The sequence below is a fragment of the uncultured Sneathiella sp. genome, assembly GCF_963973085.1.
In the GTDB taxonomy this organism is placed as follows: Bacteria; Pseudomonadota; Alphaproteobacteria; order Sneathiellales; family Sneathiellaceae; genus Sneathiella.
On sequence record NZ_CAXAXA010000008.1, the window covers coordinates 56,403 to 80,255 of the forward strand.

The 23,853-nt window shown below is 50.0% G+C and carries 19 protein-coding genes; 14 read left to right on the plus strand and 5 right to left on the minus strand.

All coding sequences use genetic code 11. The features are described 5' to 3' along the window. Nucleotides 1–114: 114 nt before the first annotated feature. The 3 genes from dctP (at nt 115) to AACZ19_RS16640 (ending at nt 3,234) form a co-directional block, all read left to right on the plus strand. Nucleotides 115–1,155 (plus strand): TRAP transporter substrate-binding protein DctP, encoded by a 1,041-nt coding sequence (dctP, locus tag AACZ19_RS16630; RefSeq protein ID WP_339635629.1) that lies wholly within the window; start codon nt 115–117, stop codon nt 1,153–1,155. 187 nt (nt 1,156–1,342) lie between these two features. Further along, the gene (locus AACZ19_RS16635; RefSeq protein ID WP_339635630.1) at nt 1,343–1,909 is read left to right on the plus strand and encodes a TRAP transporter small permease subunit; all 567 of its coding nucleotides are present in this window, start codon (nt 1,343–1,345) and stop codon (nt 1,907–1,909) included. Beyond that, nucleotides 1,909–3,234, plus strand: coding sequence for a TRAP transporter large permease subunit (locus tag AACZ19_RS16640; protein WP_339635631.1), 1,326 nt, complete (start codon nt 1,909–1,911; stop codon nt 3,232–3,234). Before AACZ19_RS16635 ends, AACZ19_RS16640 begins: the two co-directional genes overlap by 1 nt. 46 nt (nt 3,235–3,280) lie before the next feature. Here AACZ19_RS16640 and AACZ19_RS16645 read toward each other — a convergent pair whose 3' ends face one another. The 3 genes from AACZ19_RS16645 to AACZ19_RS16655 form a co-directional block, all read right to left on the minus strand. Beyond that, on the minus strand, nt 3,281–4,183 hold the full coding sequence (locus tag AACZ19_RS16645) for a neutral zinc metallopeptidase (protein WP_339635632.1): 903 nt from the start codon (nt 4,181–4,183) through the stop codon (nt 3,281–3,283). Nucleotides 4,184–4,500: 317 nt separating this feature from the next. After that, a complete protein-coding gene (locus AACZ19_RS16650) occupies nt 4,501–7,653 on the minus strand; it encodes an efflux RND transporter permease subunit (protein ID WP_339635633.1) in 3,153 nt (1,050 codons plus the stop codon). Between the two features lie 11 nt (nt 7,654–7,664). Beyond that, the gene (locus tag AACZ19_RS16655; protein WP_339635634.1) at nt 7,665–8,843 is read right to left on the minus strand and encodes an efflux RND transporter periplasmic adaptor subunit; all 1,179 of its coding nucleotides are present in this window, start codon (nt 8,841–8,843) and stop codon (nt 7,665–7,667) included. 1,251 nt (nt 8,844–10,094) lie between these two features. Here AACZ19_RS16655 and AACZ19_RS16660 point away from each other — a divergent pair. From AACZ19_RS16660 to AACZ19_RS16695, 8 genes are all read left to right on the plus strand, one after another. Beyond that, nucleotides 10,095–11,504, plus strand: a complete 1,410-nt coding sequence (locus AACZ19_RS16660; protein ID WP_339635635.1) for a bifunctional diguanylate cyclase/phosphodiesterase — start codon at nt 10,095–10,097, stop codon at nt 11,502–11,504. Between the two features lie 207 nt (nt 11,505–11,711). Continuing rightward, on the plus strand, nt 11,712–12,938 hold the full coding sequence (locus tag AACZ19_RS16665) for an MFS transporter (RefSeq protein ID WP_339635636.1): 1,227 nt from the start codon (nt 11,712–11,714) through the stop codon (nt 12,936–12,938). A gap of 133 nt (nt 12,939–13,071) precedes the next feature. Beyond that, on the plus strand, nt 13,072–13,836 hold the full coding sequence (locus tag AACZ19_RS16670) for an N-formylglutamate amidohydrolase (RefSeq protein WP_339635637.1): 765 nt from the start codon (nt 13,072–13,074) through the stop codon (nt 13,834–13,836). Further along, on the plus strand, nt 13,833–14,339 hold the full coding sequence (locus AACZ19_RS16675; RefSeq protein ID WP_339635638.1) for a TRAP transporter small permease subunit: 507 nt from the start codon (nt 13,833–13,835) through the stop codon (nt 14,337–14,339). Before AACZ19_RS16670 ends, AACZ19_RS16675 begins: the two co-directional genes overlap by 4 nt. Further along, nucleotides 14,339–15,661: a TRAP transporter large permease subunit gene (locus AACZ19_RS16680; protein WP_339635639.1), complete on the plus strand. Its 1,323-nt coding sequence runs from the start codon at nt 14,339–14,341 to the stop codon at nt 15,659–15,661. The genes AACZ19_RS16675 and AACZ19_RS16680 overlap by 1 nt, the downstream gene beginning before the upstream one ends. 72 nt (nt 15,662–15,733) lie before the next feature. After that, nucleotides 15,734–16,777 carry a TRAP transporter substrate-binding protein gene (locus AACZ19_RS16685; RefSeq protein ID WP_339635640.1) on the plus strand — a complete coding sequence of 348 codons (1,044 nt, stop codon included), beginning with the start codon at nt 15,734–15,736 and terminating at the stop codon, nt 16,775–16,777. Nucleotides 16,778–17,042: 265 nt separating this feature from the next. Next, nucleotides 17,043–17,252 carry a dodecin gene (locus AACZ19_RS16690; RefSeq protein ID WP_339635641.1) on the plus strand — a complete coding sequence of 70 codons (210 nt, stop codon included), beginning with the start codon at nt 17,043–17,045 and terminating at the stop codon, nt 17,250–17,252. A gap of 41 nt (nt 17,253–17,293) precedes the next feature. Further along, on the plus strand, nt 17,294–17,560 hold the full coding sequence (locus AACZ19_RS16695; protein WP_339635642.1) for a hypothetical protein: 267 nt from the start codon (nt 17,294–17,296) through the stop codon (nt 17,558–17,560). A 57-nt stretch (nt 17,561–17,617) separates the two neighbouring features. Here the strand turns inward: AACZ19_RS16695 and AACZ19_RS16700 are convergent, their stop codons facing one another. Beyond that, nucleotides 17,618–18,580 carry an enoyl-CoA hydratase gene (locus tag AACZ19_RS16700; protein WP_339635643.1) on the minus strand — a complete coding sequence of 321 codons (963 nt, stop codon included), beginning with the start codon at nt 18,578–18,580 and terminating at the stop codon, nt 17,618–17,620. A gap of 397 nt (nt 18,581–18,977) precedes the next feature. On the opposite strand from AACZ19_RS16700, the gene AACZ19_RS16705 reads away from it, so the two are divergent. The 3 genes from AACZ19_RS16705 (at nt 18,978) to AACZ19_RS16715 (ending at nt 22,791) form a co-directional block, all read left to right on the plus strand. Continuing rightward, nucleotides 18,978–19,415 carry a universal stress protein gene (locus AACZ19_RS16705; protein ID WP_339635644.1) on the plus strand — a complete coding sequence of 146 codons (438 nt, stop codon included), beginning with the start codon at nt 18,978–18,980 and terminating at the stop codon, nt 19,413–19,415. 12 nt (nt 19,416–19,427) lie between these two features. Then, entirely contained in the window at nt 19,428–20,975 is a 1,548-nt protein-coding gene (locus tag AACZ19_RS16710; protein ID WP_339635645.1) for an alanine/glycine:cation symporter family protein, read from the plus strand. A 157-nt stretch (nt 20,976–21,132) separates the two neighbouring features. Further along, nucleotides 21,133–22,791, plus strand: a complete 1,659-nt coding sequence (locus AACZ19_RS16715; protein WP_339635646.1) for a hypothetical protein — start codon at nt 21,133–21,135, stop codon at nt 22,789–22,791. A gap of 17 nt (nt 22,792–22,808) precedes the next feature. On the opposite strand, the gene AACZ19_RS16720 is transcribed toward AACZ19_RS16715, so the two are convergent. Next, nucleotides 22,809–23,534, minus strand: a complete 726-nt coding sequence (locus AACZ19_RS16720) for an HAD-IA family hydrolase (protein ID WP_339635647.1) — start codon at nt 23,532–23,534, stop codon at nt 22,809–22,811. Between the last annotated feature and the right edge of the window lie 319 nt (nt 23,535–23,853).

The following is a 23,853-nucleotide window of genomic DNA, read 5'->3' on the forward strand; positions in this document are numbered from 1 at the left end:
TCGCCCTTGCTCTGATGCATATTCCCAAAACTAAAAAATTGCTGCGGTATAAAAACTAACGAAAAATATGAATGTATTGATAGATCAGTACAGTGGCACAACGGGAGGAATATCATGACAAAAGATACAACACTTATCAGTCGGCGCGGGGCGTTGGCCGGTGGTGCAGCAGTTCTTGCAGCGCCAGCGTTCATCGGAAAAGCCGCGGCGGCGGAAAAAGTTACCTGGAAAGTTCAGTCGCATTGGCCAAAAGCCTCGTCATCATATGGCGATAGCCTTGCCGTCATAGCGGAAGAGCTAAAGGCAAATACGGAAGGGCAGTTTGAACTTCAGCTATTTGGTGCGGGAGAGTTTGCCAAAGGCGGCGAGATTTTTAATATCGTGCGCAAAGGCGTGGTTGAAATGGGAACCATTTCGCCAGGCTATATTCTCGGCGAGGCCTCAACAGCCGGGATCGCTCTCGGCGTGCCGGGCACGTTTCGCGAACCATGGGAGTTTGCCCATTATCTGAAGAACATGGGTTTTGAAGATATGTTTAACGAGGATCTGGCGGTGCATGGCGTCGTCAGCCGCGCGGAAAAAATCTACCCGACGGAACTTGTTGTCTCAAAACCTGTAAACTCAGTAGCAGATTTCTCTGCATTGAAATTACGGTCTTCTGGTAGCTATCTGAAATTCCTTGAGGCGGCGGGCGCGTCAACACAGAACATTGCTGGTCCGGAGCTGTATTCAAGCTTGGCAAGCGGTGTCGTTGACGGCGCTCATTGGGGAGCGGCGCAAGGCGCCATGTCCATGAGCCTATGGGAAGTCGCAAAGTACCACATGAAGCCAACTATGGGGCTCGCCATGGATACGTTGATTATGAATCAGCAGGCAGTGGATAACCTGTCTCCGGACCTTCGTGCGGAATTTTTGAACCTGCTCGATATGCGTTTCTGGAAACGCACGACGGAATATCAGTACAAAGAAAAGCTGGCCCTTTCGACGGGGCTTGTTGAGCAGAACATAACTATCAGCCAGTTCCCACCTGACGTGCTGGCAAAATTCTCTGAAGCCTCAAGCGCAATTCTGGCAGAAGAAAGCGCCAAGGGCGGAAATGCGACGAAAGCTACTGAATTGCTCGTCAGTTTCCTCAAGGGAATGGGATACGTATAAGAACGCCCCGTTCTGTCAAAATTTCGGCATAAGCTGACCACTCGCTTTCCGGAACCTTTTGCAGGCGATTGCAAAAGGTTCCGCAGAGAGCGACCAGTATTCACGTCCACAAAAATGACTGGTCGCACTTTTGCCGATGTCTGAAAATGCGACTTTTAGTATCAGTAAAGTTGAACTGGAGAATTTCATGGTTGCCTTAACCGCATTCGCGCGCGCAGTTACGACGACAAATGTCTGGATCGGGCGGCTGGTCAGCTATGTCGTCCTCATCTTGTTCATTCTACTCTTGAGCGACGTGATCATGCGTTATGTAACGCAAAGCCCTATATCCTGGTCCGCACTAGCCTCAAAAATGATCTTTGGTGTCTATGCGATCATTGGTGGCGGTTATCTGCTTGCCCGGCGGGATCACGTCAACGTCGATTTGTTTTACGCTCATTTCTCAGCGCGGAAAAAGGCGCTGACCGACATTGCCACCTCTTTCCTGTTCTTTCTTTTCCTCGGTGTCCTTTTAAGTGAGAGCTATTCGATGGCGTATGACAGTATATCACGACTTGAGGTTAGCTACGAAACAACCTGGCGCCCTCCGATCTGGCCCTCCAAGTCCATGATTTTCGTGGCAGCGATTTTATTACTGTTGCAGGGAATTGTGAAACTGATAGCGGATATCATGATACTAATGGGTCGTGAGGTGGATGAAAGTGCATTCGGACCGGTAGTTGATGACGATACCGGCGAAAAGGAGTCTGTGTGATGTATGAACTCCTGAGTATCGAGGTTCTTACCCTCCTCTTTTTCGGCCTCCTGTTTCTGTTCATCATGCTGGGTGTGCCTTTGGCATTCGTCCTCGGCGGCCTGTCTGTTATTTTCCTCTATTTTGAACAAGGCCCCATCGCATTTTATCTGATAGCGTCAAAAATGTGGGACCTGATGGAAACATCCTCTCTCATTGCAATCCCGCTATATGTTTTCATGGCGATGCTGCTCGAGCGCAGCGGCGTGGCGCATGATCTCTACCGAATGATGCATTTATGGTGGGGCGGGGTGCGCGGCGGCCTGGCCATTGGTACCGTCGGCATCTGCACAATTTTTGCGGCCATGTCCGGCATTTCGGGCGCGGCCGTCGTCACTATGGGGACTATCGCTCTCCCGCAAATGCTTAAACGGGGATATGATAAACAGCTTGCATTGGGGGCCATCAATGCTGGCGGCGGCTGGGGAATTTTGATCCCGCCTTCCATTTTGATGGTGCTATATGCGTTGATTACGGAGGTGTCGGTTGGCAAACTGTTCGCCGCCGGCGTTTTTCCGGGTCTGCTTTTGTTTGCACTGGTATCGATTTATATTGGCGTCAGATGCTGGTTCCAGCCTCATCTGGGTCCAGCACTACCACCGGAAGAGCGTGCGAGCTGGAGCGAGAAAATTTCGGCACTGCGTTCAGTCTTTTTGCCCATTTTTATCATCTTCATTGTTCTTGGAGCGATATTTGGGGGCTATGCAACCGTTACCGAAGCTGCCGCTGTCGGCGTTTTCGGAGCGCTGATTGCAAGCATTATAAATCGCAAACTGACGTGGAAAGTAATTTCGCAATCCTCGCTTCGTACCTTTCGGCTTACGACCATCATCACCTGGATTGTCTTTGCGGCGCATGCCTACTCTATGGCTTATACCGCAATGGGAGCTGAAGAGTTCATCACTCACCTGACCGAACAGATCCCGGGCGGGAAATGGGGAGCGCTCGGTTTCATGATGTTTGTTCTGTTTATCCTGGGAATGGTTCTCGATCCTGTTGGTATCATGCTGATTACCCTGCCCGTTTTCCTGCCGCTGGTCGCAAGTCATGGTTTCGATCCGGTCTGGTTTGGCATTCTTTTCGTTGTCATGATGGAAATCAGCTATATGACACCGCCGTTCGGGTTCAACCTTTTCTACTTACGATCAGTTGCTCCTCCCGATGTGACGATGAAGGATATTTACTGGTCTGTCGGGCCATATACGGTGGTCGAGTTGGCGGGACTGTTCCTGATTGTACTGTTCCCGGCAATTGCCTTGTGGCTGCCCAATTATCTATTTCAATAGAAACTTCCGGTGCGGAACTTGAAGGCGCCCGCACCGGAAAATTACCTTACAGGTCCTTTACTGAAAAAGTATCGCAGCCGTTCACATTCCCATCTTTGAAACCCGTCTTGAACCAACGGACACGCTGGGCAGAAGAACCATGGGTGAAGGAATCCGGCACGACCATACCCGTCGCCCGCTTTTGCAGCCGGTCATCACCAATAGCAGTCGCGGCGTTGAGCGCTTCGTCGATATCTCCCTCTTCAAGTATTTGACGTGTACGATCGGCGTGAAATGCCCAGACACCGGCGAGGCAATCTGCCTGCAGCTCAAGCCGGACAGACAGTTTGTTGCCCTCTGCTTCACTCAGGCGGCCTCTCTGTTCGTGAACCTTTTGCGAAATACCAAGTAGCGTCTGAATATGATGCCCCACCTCATGCGCAATGACATAGGCCTGCGCGAAATCGCCGGGCGCGTCGAACCGGTTCTGCAGTTCCGTGAAGAAAGACAGATCCAGATACACTTTCTGATCACCCGGACAATAGAACGGCCCCATAGCCGATTGCGCAAATCCACACGCGGACTGAACCGAATTGGAAAATAATACCAGCGTCGGCTCCTGATATGTTTGATCTGCATTCGCGAACAGGACACGCCAGGTGTCTTCAGTATCCGCAAGCACAACAGAGACAAACTCCGTCAGTTCATTATTTGCCCCCGTGCGTGGCATATCTGATTGGGGCGCTGACTGCATGCCTCCTTGTTGATGACCGCCCTGCAAAAGGACTGTCGGATCAATGCCAAGAAAAAGGGAAATTCCGACAATAGCAAGAATGCCCACAATACCTAGCTTGCCTCCGCGCCCTCTTGGCAGACGAATGGGAATACCACGATTTCGGCCATTTCCACTTGTGCGCTGCCCGCGCCTGTCTTCTATGTTGCTGCTACGCCGCCCGCCCCGCCAACGCATGACGCTATCCTTCACTATTTAATTCATAAAAGTGCTGAGCAGAGGTAATGGACCGCTAACACGCCCCTTCCGCAAAGCTATATAAAATAATGTCATGCTTCGGGAAAATTGTCATTAGTGAGCAAGCTGAGAGGGATCAGAGTCCCGAACGACCCACAAATCAAACCTTGTATCCAAGGACTGTCGGCAGCCATAACGCTATCGACGGGAAACGAGCCCGACAGACAAACTCATGGCCGGGATAGGCCGGACGACCCAACGCATATTATTGCAGATTAAATTTATGAATCGTAACCGGTCTGTTAAATCCTATAGAGCTATGATCGCCCATCAGGCTCCTCGGATACAGCTGGAGAGTTGCCAATTGTCCTGCGGTTCTTCGAAAAAATCCTGACGATGATCATGAAAAACAACGGGACGAAGAAAATTGCCAGAATTGTCGCCGCAAGCATACCGCCGATAACGCCGGTACCGACCGCATTTCGCGCCCCAGCGCCAGCACCTGTGCTCAACGCCAGAGGAAGGACGCCAAGGGTAAAAGCCATAGACGTCATGATGATCGGTCTCAACCGCTGCCGCGCTGCTTCGACGGTTGCCGCCATCAATTCCATACCCTGATCATGCAGATCTCGCGCGTATTCGACAATCAGGATAGCATTTTTCGCTGACAAACCGATTGTTGTCAAAATCGCGACTTGAAAATAGATGTCGTCGGGTAATCCCCTTAACAAGGCTGCAATCACAGCCCCCAGTACACCGAGCGGTACCACCATGAGCACCGAGAACGGTATCGACCAACTTTCATAAAGCGCCGCGAGACATAGAAATACGACAATAACAGACAGGGCGTATAAAGCAGGTGCCTGCTCGCCTGCCGCCCGCTCTTCATAGGACAGGCCTGTCCATTCCAACCCAACGCCCGCAGGGAGCCTCGAAACCATCTCTTCCATCGCAATCATGGCCTCTCCTGAACTCACTCCAGGTGCCGCAGAACCCTGTATATTCAGGGAAGAAACGCCATTAAACCTTTCAAGCCGCGGGGACCCGAAACTCCAACGGGTAGATGCAAACGCCGCGAATGGAACCATCTCACCCTTGTCATTTCTGACATACCAGTTGTCCAGATCATCCGGCATCATGCGGTAGCGGGCGTCCGCCTGCATATACACCTTCTTCACTCGCCCGTTTTCCATGAAATCATTGACATATGATGGTGCCCAGGCCGCGGTCAGAGTCTGATTAATATTAGCAATGCTGAGCCCCAACGCGCCTGCTTTTTCCTGATCAATATTGATATCAAACTGCGGCGTATCGCTAAGACCGTTTGGCCGAACTCCGGCGACCTTCTGATTTTGTGCCGCCATTCCCAACAACTGGTTTCTCGCAGCGGTCAAGGCGTCATGCCCTATTCCACTACGATCCACCAACTGCATATCGAACCCGCCTGCAACACCGAGTTCAAGAATAGCAGGCGGCGCAAAAGCAAACACCATTGCTTCGCGTATCTTTGCAAAAGCGCCATAGGCGCGGCCGATAACGGCCTTTACCGACTGCTGCGGGCTCGTCCGCTCAGACCAGTCCTTAAGGTTCACAAAGGCAATGCCCGAGTTCTGCCCGTTTCCGGCAAAACTGAACCCTGCGACAGTAAAAATTCCGGCAACATTTTCCTTCTCGTCTTCCAGAAAATACTCCTCAAGTTTTTTGAGAACATCAACCGTACGTTCCTGAGAGGCTCCAGCCGGAGTTTGGATCATTGCAAACATAATTCCCTGATCTTCATCGGGAAGGAATGAGGTGGGCAATCGCATGAACAGGAAAGCAAGCCCGCCAATCAGGATGGCATACATCAACAGGTAGCGCCATTTACGATTAACCACGTGGCCAACGCTACCCTGATAGAAACGATTGACAGAATCAAAACCACGATTGAACCAGCCGAAGAAGCCGCGCTTTGAATGCGGGCCGCCATTTGCCGGCTTCAGGATCGTTGCACAGAGCGCAGGCGTAAGCACAATTGCAACGACCACAGACAAGATCATCGCCGAAACAATGGTAATGGAAAATTGCCGATAAATGGCACCGGTCGATCCAGAGAAAAAGGCCATCGGGATAAACACGGCGGAGAGTACGAGCGCAATACCGACCAACGCCCCGGTAATCTGACCCATGGATTTACGAGTGGCTTCGCGTGGAGGCAGTCCGTCTTCCGCCATGACCCGCTCCACATTCTCCACAACCACAATCGCGTCATCGACAAGGAGGCCGATCGCCAGCACCATCCCAAACATCGTCAAAGTATTTATGGAATAGCCAAAGGCTGCCAGAATCCCGAATGTACCGAGGAGCACGATAGGCACCGCAATGGTCGGAATAAGAGTTGCCCGCAGATTCTGAAGAAACAGAAACATGACAAGAAACACGAGGACAATCGCCTCAAACAGAGTTTTGACAACCTCTTCAATTGAAACGCGGACAAACGGTGTCGTATCGTAAGGATAGACAACCTCGACATCGGCAGGGAAAAATGCTTTTAATTCATTAATGCGCTTTTCCACAGATTCTGCAGTTTCCAACGCGTTGGCGCCGGTGGCGAGATTAATGCCGACTCCGACCGCTTCCTGCCCGTTGTACCGGGCAACGGTATCGTAGCTTTCGGCCCCAATTTCAATCCGGGCGATATCCCCGAGTCTTACCTGAGAACCATCCGTGTTGACGCGGAGCAGAATATTGGCAAATTCCTCTGGGGTTTGCAGACGGCTTTGAGCCGTAATCGTGGCATTGATCTGCTGGCCGGAAACAGAGGGAGCCCCGCCAATCTGGCCTGCAGATACTTCTGTGTTTTGAACAACAATCGCACTACGAACCTCCGATACGGTAATGCCGTAGCTGATCAGCTTGTTTGGGTCGAGCCAAATGCGCATCGCATGTTGCGACCCGAACACGGTTACGCTGCCGACCCCATTGATGCGGGCAATCGGATCTTTCACTGAGGTCACTACATAGTCCGCTAGATCCGATGCACTGATGCCGCCGCCGCTCGAAACAAATCCGATCACCATCAGGAAGGAGCCACTGGATTTCGAAACGACGATACCCTGTTGCTGTACTTCCGTCGGTAGCCGCGATGTCGCGGCCTGTAGCTTGTTCTGGACCTGGACCTGAGCGATATCCGGATCTGTCTCCGGATTAAAGGTCAAGGTAATGGAAGACGTACCCGTAGAGTCGCTGGTAGACGACATATAACGCAAATTGTCGAGACCATTCATCTCCTGCTCGATATTCTGCGTCACGGTATTCTCAACCGTCAGGGCCGAAGCGCCGGGATAGACGGCGGAAATCTGAACTGAGGGCGGCGCTATCGATGGATACTGCTCGACCGGCAATTGCAGGACCGATATGCCACCTGCCAGCATGATCACCAAGGCGATCACCCAGGCAAAGACCGGGCGATCAATAAAGTATCTGGCCATCTATACCGTCCTCAACCTTTGGTGCTTTTGGGTGAAGCGACGTCAGCGTCAACGTCTTTGGGGGTAACCGCCATTCCAGGAGCAATACGCTGCAACCCATCGACAATAACACGATCTCCGGGATCGACACCTGCCGTTACAACCCAGTCTTCGTCGCGTGATTGCTCGATAGTAACATCTTTTGAAACAACTTTATTCTCATCGCCGACAAGATAGACATAAGCGCCTCCGTCGGGGCGCCTCATAACAGCGCGCTGGGGGACAAGATACGCATTCTCAATACGCCCCTGATCGACATACCCCCGAACGAACATGCCCGGCAGCAAAATCTTTTCCGGATTCGGAAACACGGCACGCAACCGGACGGATCCCGTCGTTTCATTAACGGTTACGTCAGAAAATTCCAGCTTGCCGGCAAGCGGATATTTCTGACCCGTCGCATCCAATACGAGCCGAACCTCGATATTCGCTTCATCCACTCCCGTGACGCGCCCCGTAGCGATAGCGTCCTTGATTTTAAGGAGCTTACCCCCCGCTTGGGTCACATCGACATAAATGGGGTCAAGCTGAGTAATCGTGGCAAGCGCCTCGGCCTGGCTGGCAGTGACCAAAGCACCTTCAGAATCGCTTGAAGCCCCGATCTGGCCAGACAATGGCGCCACTACGTTTGTATAGTCGAGTTCAATACGGGCTTTATCAACGCCGGCCTGGGCGGAGGCGATCGCCGCCTTGCTTTGCGCTTCCGCAGCGACGGCATCATCGTAGCTCTGCTCGCTGGCTGTACGCGATTTGCGCAATGCCTCATACCGTATGCGGGTCTTCGTCGCCAGTTCAAGATTTGCGCGCGCCCGGGCCAACTCCGCCAGGGCGGCATCCAGCTCAGCCTGATATTTATCCTTGTCAATCTGGTAGAGTTGTTGCCCCGCCTCTACATAGGCCCCTTCATTGAAGCTGCGCTTTTTGATAATGCCGTCAACTTGAGGGCGCACATCGGCTTTGCGAAATGCAACAGTCCGTCCGGGCATTTCGGCCACCAGATTGATTGTGGAAGGCTGTAATGTCGCGAATCCTACTTCCGCCGCCGGCGCAGCGGATGGAGCCGCAGCCTCCTTCTTCTCATTTTCACATGCGGACACCAACATGACGACGGCAGCAAAACCGAAGATTTTTATGGTTGATCTTATGGACAAGCTCTCAATCCTTCAAACCTTACAAAGGGCAACAATTTTACCCAATCATAATTAAACTATTGCGTAGGGATTATGGCATAAACATCCATAACCGGTAACTTTGTTAAATGATAAAAGTATAAGCCGTCACAACTCAATGTCCGAAAATCAAGTCACAACCGGATAACAGCAAGAATGGGAAGAATACGATTAGTGATTTTATATTTTACCATCACGCCGCTCAACCTTGGAACGGCCCACGCCCTGATTTCTGCCGGATATCGACCGAATATTTCAAGGTAACGTGTCCATCGTCACATTACACAGCCAACACAAGATAAAATTATATTTGACGCTATCTTCTAGTAACTTGCTTCTTGGCGTGCGGTAAATAACTGATCAGCAGTGAATTCTCTTATTGGTTGTTATTGGCAAGTGTCAAAACTCATTTTTAAGAATTATCTCGGAACCACGCGTCGAAAGATTGTAAAACCCACTTTAAGATTCATTCTTTTTTGGAATGACTTGTTTACAATTACTTCATCTATTGGGATTAGCCTCCAGAGCTATTTTTATTAATTTCAGCTTTGGTTACCCACTTTCATGACTGCAATATTTCTCCATCTCTTCAATGGGCACAGCCTGGATATTTCTGCGCTTGCCTTGATCCTGTGTGCTGTCGGATCCGTTATTACAATTCGGCTCTTTGAGAGAACAAGGGTTACAACTGGGGTGAAAAAGGCCCACTGGGTTTTCGTGGCGGGTCTCGCTGGCGGATGTACGATCTGGAGCACCCATTTTCTCGCCATGGTGAGTTTTCAACCCGGCGTAACCTGCGGTTACCAGCCCAGCTTAACCATCGCTTCGTTTTTTACGATCATCTTTGTCTGTATTCTGGGTTTCTTTGTTTCATCCGCCACAAAATCCAGCACTTTTATTGAACTGGGCGGTTTGATTGTGGGAGGCGGTATCGCCTTGATGCATTATATGGGCATGTCAGCCTATATTGTGGCAGGAGACACCCATTGGGACAAATCTCTCGTCATTGCTTCTATTTTGTTCGGAATGCTTTTTGGCGGCATAACAGCGAACAGAATCTCACGTCCTGTTACACGCTTTTGCCGGTACGGTTCGGCCCTCAGCTTTTTCCTCGCAATCCTGTTGACCCATTTCGTCGGCATGGCTGCATTTTCCATCACGGCTGATCCAAACGTCTATGTGCCCCCGTCGCTACTCCCTGATAACCTTCTGGTGGTTGGTACGATTGGCGTTATGGTTCTGATGGTTGGCTCCGGCTTTTCCCTCAACATCCTCGATAACAAAAGCAAAATAGAGGCGGCAGAGCATATTCGTCATCTGTCTCAGATGGATCCACTTACTGGATTGCCCCTCTTCCAGAAAGCTCTACAAAAAATGGAGAGCCGCTATTTCGATAAAGGAAATATGACAGCGAAACTCGCGTTCGCGATATTGGAACTGGAAGGCCTTCGCCAGATACGGGAAGTTCACGGCCAGCATATCAATGACCGTGTTATCTGTATTATCGCCGATCGGCTTTCGAGGATTTGCACAGAGAACGAAATAATTGCACGCGGCCGGGGCGATACGCTAGTCGCAATTTCAATGCAGTTGTTCTCGAACAGCAGCATTAATTCGTTTTTTCAGAAATTGGAAATGGCCGTGGAAGTTCCAATCGAAGAAAACGGACAGATATTTAACCTCCATCTGAACGCCGGCATTTCCCATTTCCCTGAAAATGCTGAAGAGGTCGCCCTTCTTCCAGGCCAAGCTGAACTCGCCCTTACCAGGACGGCACACAACAAAGGTTCCAACATTGTAGTATATGATCGCAATATTGACGAGGGGAAGCGAACCCTCAGCGCACTGGCGATGGATTTAAGATACGCTGTTGAACGCGAGGAACTTGAACTATATTATCAGCCGCAAAATGATGTAATGACGGGCGATCTGATCGGCTTTGAGGTTTTACTTCGCTGGAACCATGCTGAGCGCGGCATGATTTCCCCTGATAACTTTATTCCGCTTGCCGAAGAAACCGGATTAATTATCCCTATTGGCGAATGGGTACTCCGAACAGCATGCGAATGTGCAGCCGGATGGGATAAGCCATATAAAATTGCTGTAAACGTCGCTCCGGCACAGTTGACGACAGGAGATCTCCCCGCGAAAGTGCGTCAAATTCTTAAAGATACGGGCCTCCCGCATCAGAGGCTGGAACTCGAAATTACAGAAACAAGTATCATTGAAGATCACCTTCATACTTTGCATGTCGTGCAACAATTGAAACAAATTGGCATATCCCTCGCGATGGATGATTTCGGCACCGGCTATTCTTCCCTTTCGATGCTGCAGACCTTTCCTTTTGACAAGATCAAAATTGATCGCTCCTTTATTAGCGGAGTATCTGAGAATCCTCATTCTGCTGCAATTGCCCGCGCAACAATCGTGCTGGCAAACGGGCTACAGATCAACTCGCTCGCGGAAGGTGTCGAGGATCAGAAAGATCTTAATTTCCTGAGAGAAATTGGATGTCACGAAGCACAGGGTTATTTCTTCGGAAAACCAATGCCATTTTCTGGAATAGAGGAAATGGTCAACCCCAGGGAAAACGCTGTCACTTTCAATAAAAAGTATAAATTGGCACTCGTTCCTGGTGGCTAGCTAGACTAGTAAACGCCTCCAAAATCATGCTCACATCACGGGCATGAAGTGCCTTCACGCTTGCGTGCTCAGGAAATTTCCATTCCGGATTGTCAATTTTCCTTGAAACGGAGGAGAGCTTTTTTCGATGGTATTCCCAAAACATAATTTGCTAACGACCGGTTAGCTATACTATCGTTACAAAAATAATAACAAATATTAAAGCTTATGAACAACTTCACAGCCCTCAGGCCCGTCCTACCCATTCTCATTGCCGCGGCAATCATGCTCAGCCTGAGTTTCGGGTTGCGGCAAAGCCTTGGGCTATTCATGCCGTCCCTCACCGGTGACATTGCCGTCACTATTACAGATTTCACCTTTGCAATTGCCATTCAGAACCTGATTTGGGGTATTTTTCAGCCTTTGGCCGGTATGTTTGCAGACCGCTGGGGATTCCGGCCTGTTATGGTGGCCGGCGCTATTTCCTATGTTATTGGTATGTCCCTGCTCGCAAGCGCGGATGGCGTCCTGATGGTGATTATTGGCGCCGGGGTTTGTGTCGGTATCGCAATGGCCTGTGCCTCATTTGCAATGACACTTTCGGTAACATCCCGATTGGTGCCCGCCTCCATCCGCAGTACCGCACTTGGCATCGTCTCCGCCGCAGGATCAGTTGGCGCCATCGTGACTGCTCCGTTGGGGCAATTTCTTGAGTCCTTTTATGACTGGCGTGTGGGCCTGATTGGCTTCACCATAATTGCGCTGCTGATAATACCCGCTGCCTGGATAGCCGGTCGGGTCGATAAAGAAGCGCCGCTGGAGCTGTCTCCCGATAATTCTGACAGGCTGTCTGCAAGTGCCGCAATCGTTGTCGCGTTTCGTCATGTCCCCTTTGTGGTTATGGCAATCGCCTATTTCGTTTGTGGTATGCAGTTGATTTTTATCACCACACATCTGCCCTCCTATCTCATTATCTGCGGGATGGACCCGATGCTCGGCGCCTCAGCGCTTGGGATTATTGCCGGATTTAATGTACTCGGCAGCATTTTCTTTGGCTGGGCCGGGGGAAGATGGCCAAAGATGATCCTGCTTGGTATGATATATATATCGCGTTCTCTGGTTATCGCCTGTTATTTCATCTTGCCGCCAACACCCACGACTACGATCCTGTTCGCAGCGATCATGGGTTTCCTGTGGCTCGGTGTTTCTCCGTTGGTAGCCGGATCAGTTGTTGAAATGTTCGGCTTGCGCTGGCAGGCGATGATCCAGGGATTCGCTTTTTTCAGTCATCAAATCGGCAGCTTCATGGGAGCCTTTGGCGGCGGATGGCTGTTTGACCAGCTAGGCTCTTATAATTTGGCGCTACAAATCGGAGTTGGCCTAGGTCTGTTCGCCGGATCGGCCCAGATCATTTTCGCACTCTACACGCCCCCAAAAAAGCCGATGCCCGCCTAATCTATCGGCTACCTGCCTCTCATTCCCAGTTTCAACCCTTGTTACTTCATTGAGCGTTCAGTGAAATTTCAAAATATATTGACAACGTAAAGCAGGACGGGGAAGTTTGTAGGGAGCGGAGGGTGTAAGCAGAATGCATGATGTGACTGAGCCAGATCAACCGACAAAGCGTCTTCATGAAGACGGCACATCCATCCTTCTGATTTGTGAACATGCAAGCAACTTTATCCCCGAAGAATACCAAGGCCTTGGTTTATCTCCAGCCGAGCAGGCCAGTCACATCGCTTGGGATCCCGGCGCGTTTGCCGTGGCAAAGCTCATGCAGGCACCCCTGGACGCCTCACTGGTCGCATGTGATTATTCTCGATTGCTGTTTGACTGCAATCGGTCGCCCGATCAGCGAGATGCTATCCGCGAAGAGAGCGACGGAATAGTTATTCCCGGCAACAAGGATTTATCGGCGTTTGAAAAAAACCAGCGAACCCAGCGATTTTACAAACCCTTCAATGAGAAAGTCGACAGGGTTGCACGGAAAAACTCTGTGATTGTCACAATCCACAGCTTTACACCTGTATACTCCGGACAAAAACGTAACGTGGAGATTGGTATTCTTCATGATGCAGATGCCCGGCTCGCAGACGCCCTGCTCTTGGGTGCGAGAAACTCCACAATCTATGACATTCGGCGGAATGAACCCTACAGCGCCTCTGACGGGGTGACGCATACCCTCAAAGTTCATGGGGTTGACAAGGGCCGGTTAAATGTCATGTTCGAGATCAGGAATGACCTGATCCGCGACCTCAAATCCCAAAGAACGGTCGCTGACATGCTTTGCAATACCCTTCAAAAGGCTCTCTTTGAAATAACCAGCAAAAAAACAAGGGTGCGCACCGCATGATGCGCTTAATGGCCGCATATATCCGTGTTGTAGACAAGATCAACTACCGGGTCGGCCGTTTCATCATGTATGGCATATTCGCCATGATGGCCGTCCTGCTCTGGTCATCCATTTCAAAAACCTTTTTCCTCCCCTCTCTTTGGACCCTTGAAATCGCCCAGTTCTTTATGGTGGGATATTATATCCTCGGCGGCGCATATTCTATCCAGCTCGGATCAAACGTCCGCATGGATCTTTTCTATGCAAACTGGTCTGACAGGCGCAAAGCGGCCTTCGATACGGTCACAGTGTTCATGCTGCTGTTCTATCTCGGTGTCCTTCTTTATGGTGGTCTCGAAAGCACGATTTATTCACTGGAGTATGGAGAGCGAAGCCCGACAGCCTGGCGCCCCTATATCTGGCCTATCAAAATCATTATGTGCCTCGGCATTGTCATGATGCTGTTGCAGGCAATCTCCGAGCTTTTCAAGGACATCCTGAAACTCAAAAGTGAGGTGGCTTGATGTCCTATGAGATGATCGCACTCCTCATGTTTTCCAGCATGATGCTCTTGTTATTGACCGGCCAGCGGGTTTTCGGGGCGATCGGTGCCGTCGCCGCAATATCCGCTGTAGTGCTATGGGGTACTGGAGGGGCCGATATCCCCTTTGCCTCCGCCATGAAACTGATGAAATGGTACCCGCTCCTGACATTACCGATGTTTATCTTCATGGGGTATGTTCTGTCTGAATCGCGAATTGCCGACGATCTATACAAAATGTTCCATGTCTGGATGGGTCCGATAAATGGTGGTTTGGCAATTGGTACGATTGCACTGATGGTCCTCATTTCGGCTATGAACGGATTATCCGTTGCAGGTATGGCAATCGGCGCCACCATCGCCTTGCCCGAACTTCTCAGGCGCGGATATGACAAACGCATGGTCACGGGAGTGGTCCAGGCCGGGTCATCTCTTGGCATCCTCGTCCCGCCGTCTGTGGTGCTCGTACTTTATGCGATGATAGCCCGCCAGCCGGTCGGACAGCTATGGCTGGCCGGTATTTTGCCCGGCCTGATGATGGCGGCATTCTTTATTCTCTATATAGCCATTCGTTGCCGGATAAATCCGGCACTCGGTCCGGCACTCAAGGCGGAATCGAGAGATGTCGGCATGGCGGAAAAACTTCGCTTGCTGCGCGCCGGATTACTGCCGCTTGCAATCTTTGCGGCGATGATGGTGCCGTTCGTCAATGGCTGGACCAGCCTTGTGGAAAGCTCCGCCATCGGCGCACTGACGGCTTTCATAGCGGCAATCCTGAAAAGGCGTATGACCCGGGAGGTCTTTGAAAACTCAGTCCGGCAGACCCTCGGTATTTCCTGCATGTTTATGTGGATTATTCTGGCTGCCCTCGGATTTGGCGCAGTATTTGACGGTCTTGGTGCCGTCAAGGCGATCGAAAATTTATTTACCGAACAGCTTGGCCTGTCACCCTGGGTCATCTTGATCCTTATGCAGCTCTCGTTTTTATTGATGGGAACCTTCCTTGATGACACGGCAATGCTGGTCATTGTTGCGCCGCTCTATGTCCCTCTGGTCGGGGAACTTGGTTTCGACCTGATCTGGTATGGTGTCCTCTATACAATTACTACCCAGATTGCCTATATGACTCCACCCTTTGGCTATAACCTGTTTCTGATGCGAGCAATGGCGCCACCCGAGATTACGCTCCGCGACATTTATGGCTCTATTCTACCCTTTGTCGGAGTGATGATCCTGGCGCTTACTTTAGTAATGGCTTTTCCGGAGATCGCGCTTTGGCTCCCGGATTATATTTACGGAAAATAACGATAACCCGGCCGACCGGGAAAAAGACGGTATTGGACAACCAATATCAACCCTAGAAAGAAGGAGAGAAAAATGACAACAAGACGTAGTTTTATTAAAGGCGCCGGTGTTGCCGGTGTTGCTGCCGCTTCTTCATTTGCCGCGCCCGCTGTCCATGCGCAATCAACGATCAAATGGCGCCTGCAAACCTATGCGGGTCCTGCCCTTGCCGAGCATGTCATCAAGCCTGCCATCGACAGCTTTAACAAAATTGCCGGAGACCAGATGCAGATCGAGCTTTATTTCGCCGATCAACTGGTTCCAACAGGCGAGCTTTTCCGCGCCATGCAAAAAGGCACGATCGATGCGGTTCAGTCTGACGACGACTCCATGGCGTCCCCAACCGAAGTGACCGTTTTTGGAGGTTATTTTCCGTTCGCCAGCCGCTACTCCCTCGATGTTCCAGTCCTGTTCAATCAGTATGGCCTGAATGAAATCTGGGATGAGGAATACTCCAATGTCGGTGTCAAGCATATCTCTGCCGGCGCTTGGGATCCCTGCCATTTCGCAACAAAGGACCCGATCAACAGCCTTGAAGACCTGAAAGGCAAACGGGTTTTCACTTTTCCCACTGCCGGAAGATTCCTGAGCCAGTTTGGCGTTGTTCCCGTCACCCTGCCGTGGGAGGATATTGAGGTCGCTGTCCAGACCGGGGAGCTTGATGGCATCGCCTGGTCCGGGATTACAGAGGATTACACGGTCGGCTGGGCCGATGTCACAAACTACTTCTTGACCAACAATATTTCCGGGGCCTGGGCCGGGTCCTTCTTTGCCAACATGGACCGGTGGAACGAACTGCCGGACAACCTGAAAGAATTGGTCAAAATTACTTTCGACTCGTCACATTATTACCGGCAATGGTGGTACTGGGGCGGCGAAGCATCACTCCGGGTCAACGGCACAAAAATGAAACTGACCACAATTCCGGATGCGGAGTGGGACACGGTAGAGCAGGCCGCCACAGTCTTCTGGGATGAGATTGCCGCTGAATCCGCAACCAAGAAGAAGGTCGTCGATATTTTCAAGCAGTATAATGCCGATATGCAAAAAGCCGGACGTCCATACCGTTACGGCTGATATAGCGGGCGGAGTGCAGCGGTTGCATTCCGCCCCTGTCCTACCTAACTCTTATATTAATTAATAAAATACAGTTGGAAGGCGGGAATGCGTTGATGCGCATCAGCCTGAACGCCGATCTCCCGCAAAGCAATAATGGCTCTACATATGCGGCTGCCTTATTTTTGTCATCCTTGATACCGAGTTAAGGATAAAGAAAAAATAGCCAACTGCGTCGGCCTGTTGAAATTGCATACATGAAACCGCGATAAAAGGAGCGAATATAATGAGTGACAATATTTATTCCATCACCGAACTGGTCGGGAGCTCAACCACCTCCGTTGAGGATGCGATTGAACAAGCAATTGCCAAAGCATCAAAAACAATTCGAAACATCGAGTGGTTTGAAACCAAAGAAATCCGGGGACATGTCAAAGATGGATCGGTTGCCCACTATCAGGTCGTCGTGAAACTCGGGTTTCGTTACGAAGACTAACCGCCCTGATATTTCTGTTTATCAGCCCAAAGGAGGATATGATGGCAAATAAACCGTTCGATCTCGATAAAATACGCGAAGACCCCGCGGATCATTATGATACTCCGCATGATGTCATGAATGACACTAATCTCACGCCGGAAAACCAGAGTGAAATTCTGAAAGCTTGGGAGGACGATGTCCGTGCGCTTCTCCGGGCGGAGCAGGAAAATATGCCGGCTGCGGACAAACCTGCCAGCACAGCGGAATTGCTGTCCAACATTTCAAAATTGAGGGCACAGCTTGAAGCCAAGCATCCTGAAAACTGACCAAACTCCAGTATCACCCGCCCCGCCAGTTGGCGGGGTGGCCATTAGAGTTTAAAATTACTTTCCGGAAAAATTCGCGGGTCGTTTTTCGATGAAATGCGCAACCCCTTCCTTGAAATCCTCGCTGGCGAAGCTTTTCAGCATTTCTTCATTCCCCGTTGCAACAGCTTCGTTCAACGTCTGAAACTGAGCATTGTATACTTGTTGTTTCATCACCGCCATCGACCGCGGAGACACATTATTGGCGAGATCATTCGCATAGGCCATCACTGCCGGCAATAGTGCCTCTGAATCATGGACCTGATTAACAAGTCCAAGCCGCAAAGCCTCTTCCGCCGTTACCTTTCGGGAGGACAGCAGCAAATCAAGGGCCGCAGAATGCCCGATCAGGCGCGGTAACATCCATGAAATCCCGTGTTCCGCAATCAGGCCGCGCTTGGCAAACGCCGTCATGAACACAGCCTCGCGGCTGGCAAACCGCATGTCACAATAAAGCGAAATCACCATGCCAAGGCCAGCGGCAGGCCCATTGATCGCACCAATGATAGGCTTGCTAATTGACGGAAAATAAGAGTATCGCGTCTGGAAATCAGCCCGGATTGCCACATTATAGGCTTCCGTTCCATAAACAGCGCCCGGTTCACGCTTTTCCGAACCATCCTCGATCCCGCTCAGGAGATCCATGTCAGCACCGGCACAAAAGCCCCTCCCGGCGCCGGTCAGAACAATAACGCGGATGTCGCCGTCCTTGTCCGCTTCTTCCATCGCATTGCGGACTTCCCGCTCCATGGTCCGGGTCCAGGCATTCAGCTTATCTGGCCGGTTAAGAGTCACCGTTGCAACTCCATTTTCTTGTTCAAACACTATGTGCTCATACGCCATTACGATTCCTTTTTTTATTATTGCCGGAATATTACTGTAACCGAATTTAATAATCAGGTCTTCCCGTGTTTTGATTTTCGGCGGTGACAGCGGATAGGCCAGATTGATCTCAACATGGCGAATCAGGTTAGAATTCATCCATATTTCGCTCACAACCGTCAGAATCAACAACTGGAAAATGAGCTTTCATCTCTTTACCGGGTAAGTGTCTCATCCTGCAAGCAAGGGAGTCTCCCAACTTCAATTTTCCGTATCCCTTTGAAATTTAAAATTTAAAGGAGATACGCAAGTCTCCTATCACTGCTTTTTGAGTAGATCCCTATTTAAAATGGTTTTCCGTTTTGCGGGTCAGTTGAAAACAATTCTCATGTTTATTTCCCGTATTTGATTTTTAACCTATCATGACCGCGGGGGACAAATTTATGAAATCTACGCATAAAAGCCGATTTCCGGTTTTTCCTACCAATTTTTGAAAGCAGCTTCATCTTTCAAAAAATTTTTCGCCAGCTGGCAATCTAGAGGAGGGGAAAAGAAGATGACAACAACACTGGTTATTGGTCTTGACGGCCATAAATCGGGGGACCGCGTACTTGATTATGGAAAGCGAATGGCTGGCCTGATTAAGGACTGTGAGCTTCTGGTCGTCTATGTCGTTGAATGGTCACCCTATTCATTTCAGACACCTGAGGAAAACGCGGAGCGGCACAAACGCCGTGAAAACGAAATTTCAACGGCAATGGAGAGAGTAGTGGATCCCGCACTTGAAGAACTAAAGAAAGCGGGACTTCAGGCGCGTGGCGTTGTTCGCCACGGTCATGTCGCTGAAATTCTGAATACGGTCGCCAAAGAAGAGAACGCGGAGCAGATCATTATTGGTCGATCTTCCAGTAAAGGATTGGCGGAACGCTTTTTTGGAAGTTCAACATCCAATCTGGTAATGAGCGCGCATGTACCAGTAACAGTAATCGGATAGAGGGGGATTGTTATGAGAAAAGTATTTACCGCATTGCTTATACAAATCTCGGCAATGCTATTAGTTAGTCCTGCGCTCGCCCAGGAAGCGATGACGCTGGATCAGAAAGTGAATGAAACATTTGCAATGGTTACCGGCCCTTTCGTCAGCCTGATATTCGCTCCCATTCCCGGAACCAGCTTTCCCTGGATTGTGATGTGGCTGGTGATTGCCGCGTCCATTTTCACTGTGTACTTCGGCTTCGTACAATTTAGGTTCTTCGGCCATGCTATCAGTTTGGTAAAAGGCGACTATTCAGACCCGAACGACGCAGGTGAAGTTAGCCATTTCCAGGCACTTGCGACCGCTCTTTCGGGCACGGTTGGCCTCGGCAATATTGCCGGAGTGGCCGTTGCGGTTGGCATTGGTGGGCCGGGCGCAACTTTCTGGATGATCCTCGCCGGGCTACTCGGTATGGCGTCAAAATTTACGGAATGTACCCTTGGTGTAAAATATCGAAATGAATATGAAGATGGAACCGTTTCCGGCGGCCCGATGTATTATATTTCGAAAGGGTTCAAAGAACTTGGCATCCCAGGCGGCAAACCACTCGCCATTCTCTTCTCTATATTTTGTATCCTTGGGGCCCTGGGTGGCGGAAATATGTTCCAGGCCAATCAGGCCCATGCACAGATTGCCGGCATAGTCGGGGAATATCCCGGCTGGATTACAGGTGTAGCCTTTGCCGTCATCGTATTCGCGGTGATTATTGGCGGTATGAAGTCAATAGCGCGGGTAACGGAAAAAGTTGTCCCGTTCATGGGGATCATGTATGTCGCCGCCGCCATCATAATACTGGCGGTAAATTATGATCAGATCGCTTGGGCATTTGGCCAGATCTTTGCCGGCGCCTTTACGGGGCTTGGTATCGCTGGCGGTTTCGTTGGCGCCCTGATTCAAGGCTTCAAACGGGCCGCGTTCTCGAACGAGGCCGGTGTCGGTTCTGCGGCTATTGCGCATTCTGCAGTCAGAACAAAAGAACCCATCACAGAGGGAGTTGTCTCCCTGCTCGAGCCTTTTATCGACACCGTGGTCATCTGTACGATGACGGCTCTGGTGATCACCATTACAGGCCAGCTGATTATTGATCCGGCTACGGGTCATTATGTTCTGGATGGGTCATCAATCGCAACGGTTGGCGGTACTTCGGGTGTTGCTCTGACATCTGCCGCATTTGGTTCCGCGATTAGCTGGTTCCCTTATGTACTGGCTGTTGCGGTAATCCTGTTTGCGTTCTCAACGATGATTTCCTGGTCCTATTACGGCTTGAAAGCCTGGACATACCTCTTTGGTGAAGGAAAAACCACAGAGCTAATCTTCAAGCTGATCTTCTGTGCCTTTGTAATAATCGGCGCGGCGGCAAGCCTCGGACCGGTTATCGACTTCTCAGACGCGGCAATCTTCGCAATGGCTGTCGTCAACATCTTCGCACTTTACTTCCTGATGAAGGTTGTGAAGAAGGAATTCTATTCCTATCGCGAACGTCTTGCTTCTGGTGAAATCCGGAAGTTCAAAAACTGATCCTGCCGGAGGTGCCCGCTTGAGGGCACCTCCATCCCGCCGCCTGATCTTGCGTCACAAAGACTTCTAAATTAATGTGATATTTCACATGTGCAGTAATAAACAAAAATATTTGAAGATACGCCCTATACATTAAAAGCATACGGAATTTCCTGACATGCGAAGACTGATCTCTGCCGTTATCCTAATCTCTTTCATCATTATGGGCGCTGCGATTGCCGATACTGCCGTTGACAAGAATATTTCTGATGCAATGGCGGACATTGAAAGATATGAGCAGCAATTTGCGGGGAGAACCAGTGCCAACAAAAGCACGGTGAACCGAACATTAAAGCTGTTGAAACTTACGCGTCAAAGGCTGGATAGCGCCGCAGATCATTCCCAGCCAGCATGGCTCGCGGCGGATGAACGTTATAACGCTTTGGTGACACAACTCAACACCCTGCTAAATCCGTCAGCAACCAACAATACACAATCATCCCAGACCTCCGCCCCGGCAAAATCCAGCCAGCAACCGGCTTCGACGACCAGTTCACAAGCAACATCCCCGCAAATGATTTCCCATCAGCGAGTCCAGGTAAAAAAACTCAAGCGAGATCTTGAAAGCGCCATGGATACAATTGACAGGGCAGGACCAAAACCGTTCCAGGATCCTGCTTATGTCGAGAAGGTGGATAATGCCTTGGACAAATACCGCACCGCGCTCGGTAGATTTTCAGATTTTGCTGAAGACCCGGATGTCGTGGCGGCCAGCAATGCATTTCAAAAATTTGAAGCAATGGCCCAATTCGGTAGGGATCATGCTGCAAAAGAGCTCGCGGAGCTTGGCAATGTGCAAGATCGCCTGACAAAGGTAAATGCCGAAATCCGCAGTCTGGTAATACCGGATACACCGCAACAACCATATAAAAGCGGAGAGTTGTCAAACTGGCTCCGGTCCCTCGCCACGACCCGAAAGGCCGCAATACAAATCTATCAACCCCTTCCCGAGATTAAAAAACGGGCCTACCTGCCGGAAACCCGCGCCACTGTCGAGGAAGGCGGCGCTTTTGACATCAGGGATGTGGACAGGATGGAGCGATATCTCCGGGACGTCGTCGGCAAAATTGATAATGAGGTAAACACATTTTCTGCCAACCTTGCCCGCAACGTAGAAATAGAAGCTGACAGTCTGTCCTTCTATGACGAATTCGACCCATCAGACCGGCAGCAGCAAGCCAAGCATTTCCTGACTGAAGGTCGCGCCGACGAAGTGCGGCAGACGCTGGCTGGAAAGCGCCTCCTGGTCAGCGAGGCCGCGGAATATGCAAAGCTACTCAAGCATGACACATATGATGATAGAGTTGCACTCCTTGCACGGATCGACGACGTCATCGAACGATATGAAGAAAACTATAAAAAAGCGCGCCAACTTGTCCGTATGCCAAAATCGGCAACCGACGATGCTGAGTTAGTCGAAATTGCGATGGAAACCCTGGAAAGCCCCGACTATGATTATGTTGGGGAGATCAAGCGCCTCGTCGTCAATACGGAAAAGGTCCATCGCACCAAATCCACAAGCGAGACCCAAATTGACGATGTTGACGTTAGTTCAAGCGGCAAAATCACTATGAGCGGAACGGAAACCACCTATTTTTATGAATGGGATCAGTATCAGGTTGCCACAGCAGAACCGGTCGGCGACAAATTCTATATCTTTTATTCGACATTGAAGAATTATTCCTCCGGGGCCAGCAATACGCCGCTCAATAAATGGATCATCAGCAATCGTATTCAGGGAAGCGAGATACCGGAAGAAAACATAGAGTTGGACTAATGAGAACCGTATGCATATCAAGCTCGCATTTCATCTCTTAGAATCTTTGCAAGTTCAGTAATACTATCGACGTCATAGTCAAACGATACAGGCTTGTCTTCCATTATCGCGTCGGGCCCATATTCATACGGGCGATTGACATAGGCGGTCCTGAAACCCGCATTTCTCGCGCCCATTAAATCCTGCGCGTGGCAAGCGACCATCATAATTTCCGGTGGGTCGAGCTGAACTAGTTCTGCGGCATCATAGTAAATTGTTGGATCCGGTTTCACCTTCTTGAAAAAATCCGCCGAGATAATACCGTCCCACGGCAAATCATTGCGGCGACTTATATCCAGAAGGCACCGGAAGTCACCATTGGAAAAGGGAAGGATCATGAAGTCCTTCTTGAGCAATAATAGCCCTTCCCGCGCATCTTCCCATGTATCAAGCCGGTTCCATACCCTATTAAAATGATCGATTTCGTCGTCGCTCAAGCCGGACAAACCGTATTCATCCAGGAGATTAACCAGCTTGTTTCTGTGAATTTTTTCCGTCGAAATAATTTTTGCATTGCCGGAAGAAATCTCGCCAAGCGCCTTAAGATAACCGTCCACACGCCATTTCGTCACAAATTCGCCCCAGGGAATAGCATGATCAATTCTGCCGGACAATTCCTGCCCTTCCCTTGTTACAGTAGAATACCAGTCTGCAACTGTGCCAAATACATCGAAATATAGTGCCTTTATTTTATACGAGGACATTGAATTTCCTTAAGTCGAATTGAACGGCCACATTTTGGGCTAAATTCATATGTTTGATAAATGTTCGATTTTGGGCATAAAACTACCCAAAAAGTAAAAGCAAAGGGCTTTCGCTTTTTAATTCTTCTGAAGAGAAGGAGTATTTTTTGTCTGATTGGACATCTATGTGGTTTGGAAATTTGAGTAAGTTTAGAGTTTCTCCTCGGTTTTAGTATTATGTCACATTCGCATGATATTTTGACCCGGACCAATGAATTTAACGTATAAGGCAAAACAGTATGAAAAATCTTAGTTTTTATGTTTTACTTTTGCCTTGTTA

Excerpts from the sequence above, each read along its gene's own strand:
- dctP (WP_339635629.1), top strand. The coding sequence starts at position 115 with ATGACAAAAGATACAACACTTATCAGTCGGCGCGGGGCGTTGGCCGGT.
- AACZ19_RS16635 (WP_339635630.1), top strand. The coding sequence starts at position 1,343 with ATGGTTGCCTTAACCGCATTCGCGCGCGCAGTTACGACGACAAATGTC.
- AACZ19_RS16640 (WP_339635631.1), top strand. The coding sequence starts at position 1,909 with ATGTATGAACTCCTGAGTATCGAGGTTCTTACCCTCCTCTTTTTCGGC.
- AACZ19_RS16645 (WP_339635632.1), bottom strand. The coding sequence starts at position 4,183 with ATGCGTTGGCGGGGCGGGCGGCGTAGCAGCAACATAGAAGACAGGCGC.
- AACZ19_RS16650 (WP_339635633.1), bottom strand. The coding sequence starts at position 7,653 with ATGGCCAGATACTTTATTGATCGCCCGGTCTTTGCCTGGGTGATCGCC.
- AACZ19_RS16660 (WP_339635635.1), top strand. The coding sequence starts at position 10,095 with ATGGTTCTGATGGTTGGCTCCGGCTTTTCCCTCAACATCCTCGATAAC.
- AACZ19_RS16665 (WP_339635636.1), top strand. The coding sequence starts at position 11,712 with ATGAACAACTTCACAGCCCTCAGGCCCGTCCTACCCATTCTCATTGCC.
- AACZ19_RS16670 (WP_339635637.1), top strand. The coding sequence starts at position 13,072 with ATGCATGATGTGACTGAGCCAGATCAACCGACAAAGCGTCTTCATGAA.
- AACZ19_RS16675 (WP_339635638.1), top strand. The coding sequence starts at position 13,833 with ATGATGCGCTTAATGGCCGCATATATCCGTGTTGTAGACAAGATCAAC.
- AACZ19_RS16680 (WP_339635639.1), top strand. The coding sequence starts at position 14,339 with ATGTCCTATGAGATGATCGCACTCCTCATGTTTTCCAGCATGATGCTC.
- AACZ19_RS16685 (WP_339635640.1), top strand. The coding sequence starts at position 15,734 with ATGACAACAAGACGTAGTTTTATTAAAGGCGCCGGTGTTGCCGGTGTT.
- AACZ19_RS16690 (WP_339635641.1), top strand. The coding sequence starts at position 17,043 with ATGAGTGACAATATTTATTCCATCACCGAACTGGTCGGGAGCTCAACC.
- AACZ19_RS16695 (WP_339635642.1), top strand. The coding sequence starts at position 17,294 with ATGGCAAATAAACCGTTCGATCTCGATAAAATACGCGAAGACCCCGCG.
- AACZ19_RS16700 (WP_339635643.1), bottom strand. The coding sequence starts at position 18,580 with ATGAATTCTAACCTGATTCGCCATGTTGAGATCAATCTGGCCTATCCG.
- AACZ19_RS16705 (WP_339635644.1), top strand. The coding sequence starts at position 18,978 with ATGACAACAACACTGGTTATTGGTCTTGACGGCCATAAATCGGGGGAC.
- AACZ19_RS16710 (WP_339635645.1), top strand. The coding sequence starts at position 19,428 with ATGAGAAAAGTATTTACCGCATTGCTTATACAAATCTCGGCAATGCTA.
- AACZ19_RS16715 (WP_339635646.1), top strand. The coding sequence starts at position 21,133 with ATGCGAAGACTGATCTCTGCCGTTATCCTAATCTCTTTCATCATTATG.
- AACZ19_RS16720 (WP_339635647.1), bottom strand. The coding sequence starts at position 23,534 with ATGTCCTCGTATAAAATAAAGGCACTATATTTCGATGTATTTGGCACA.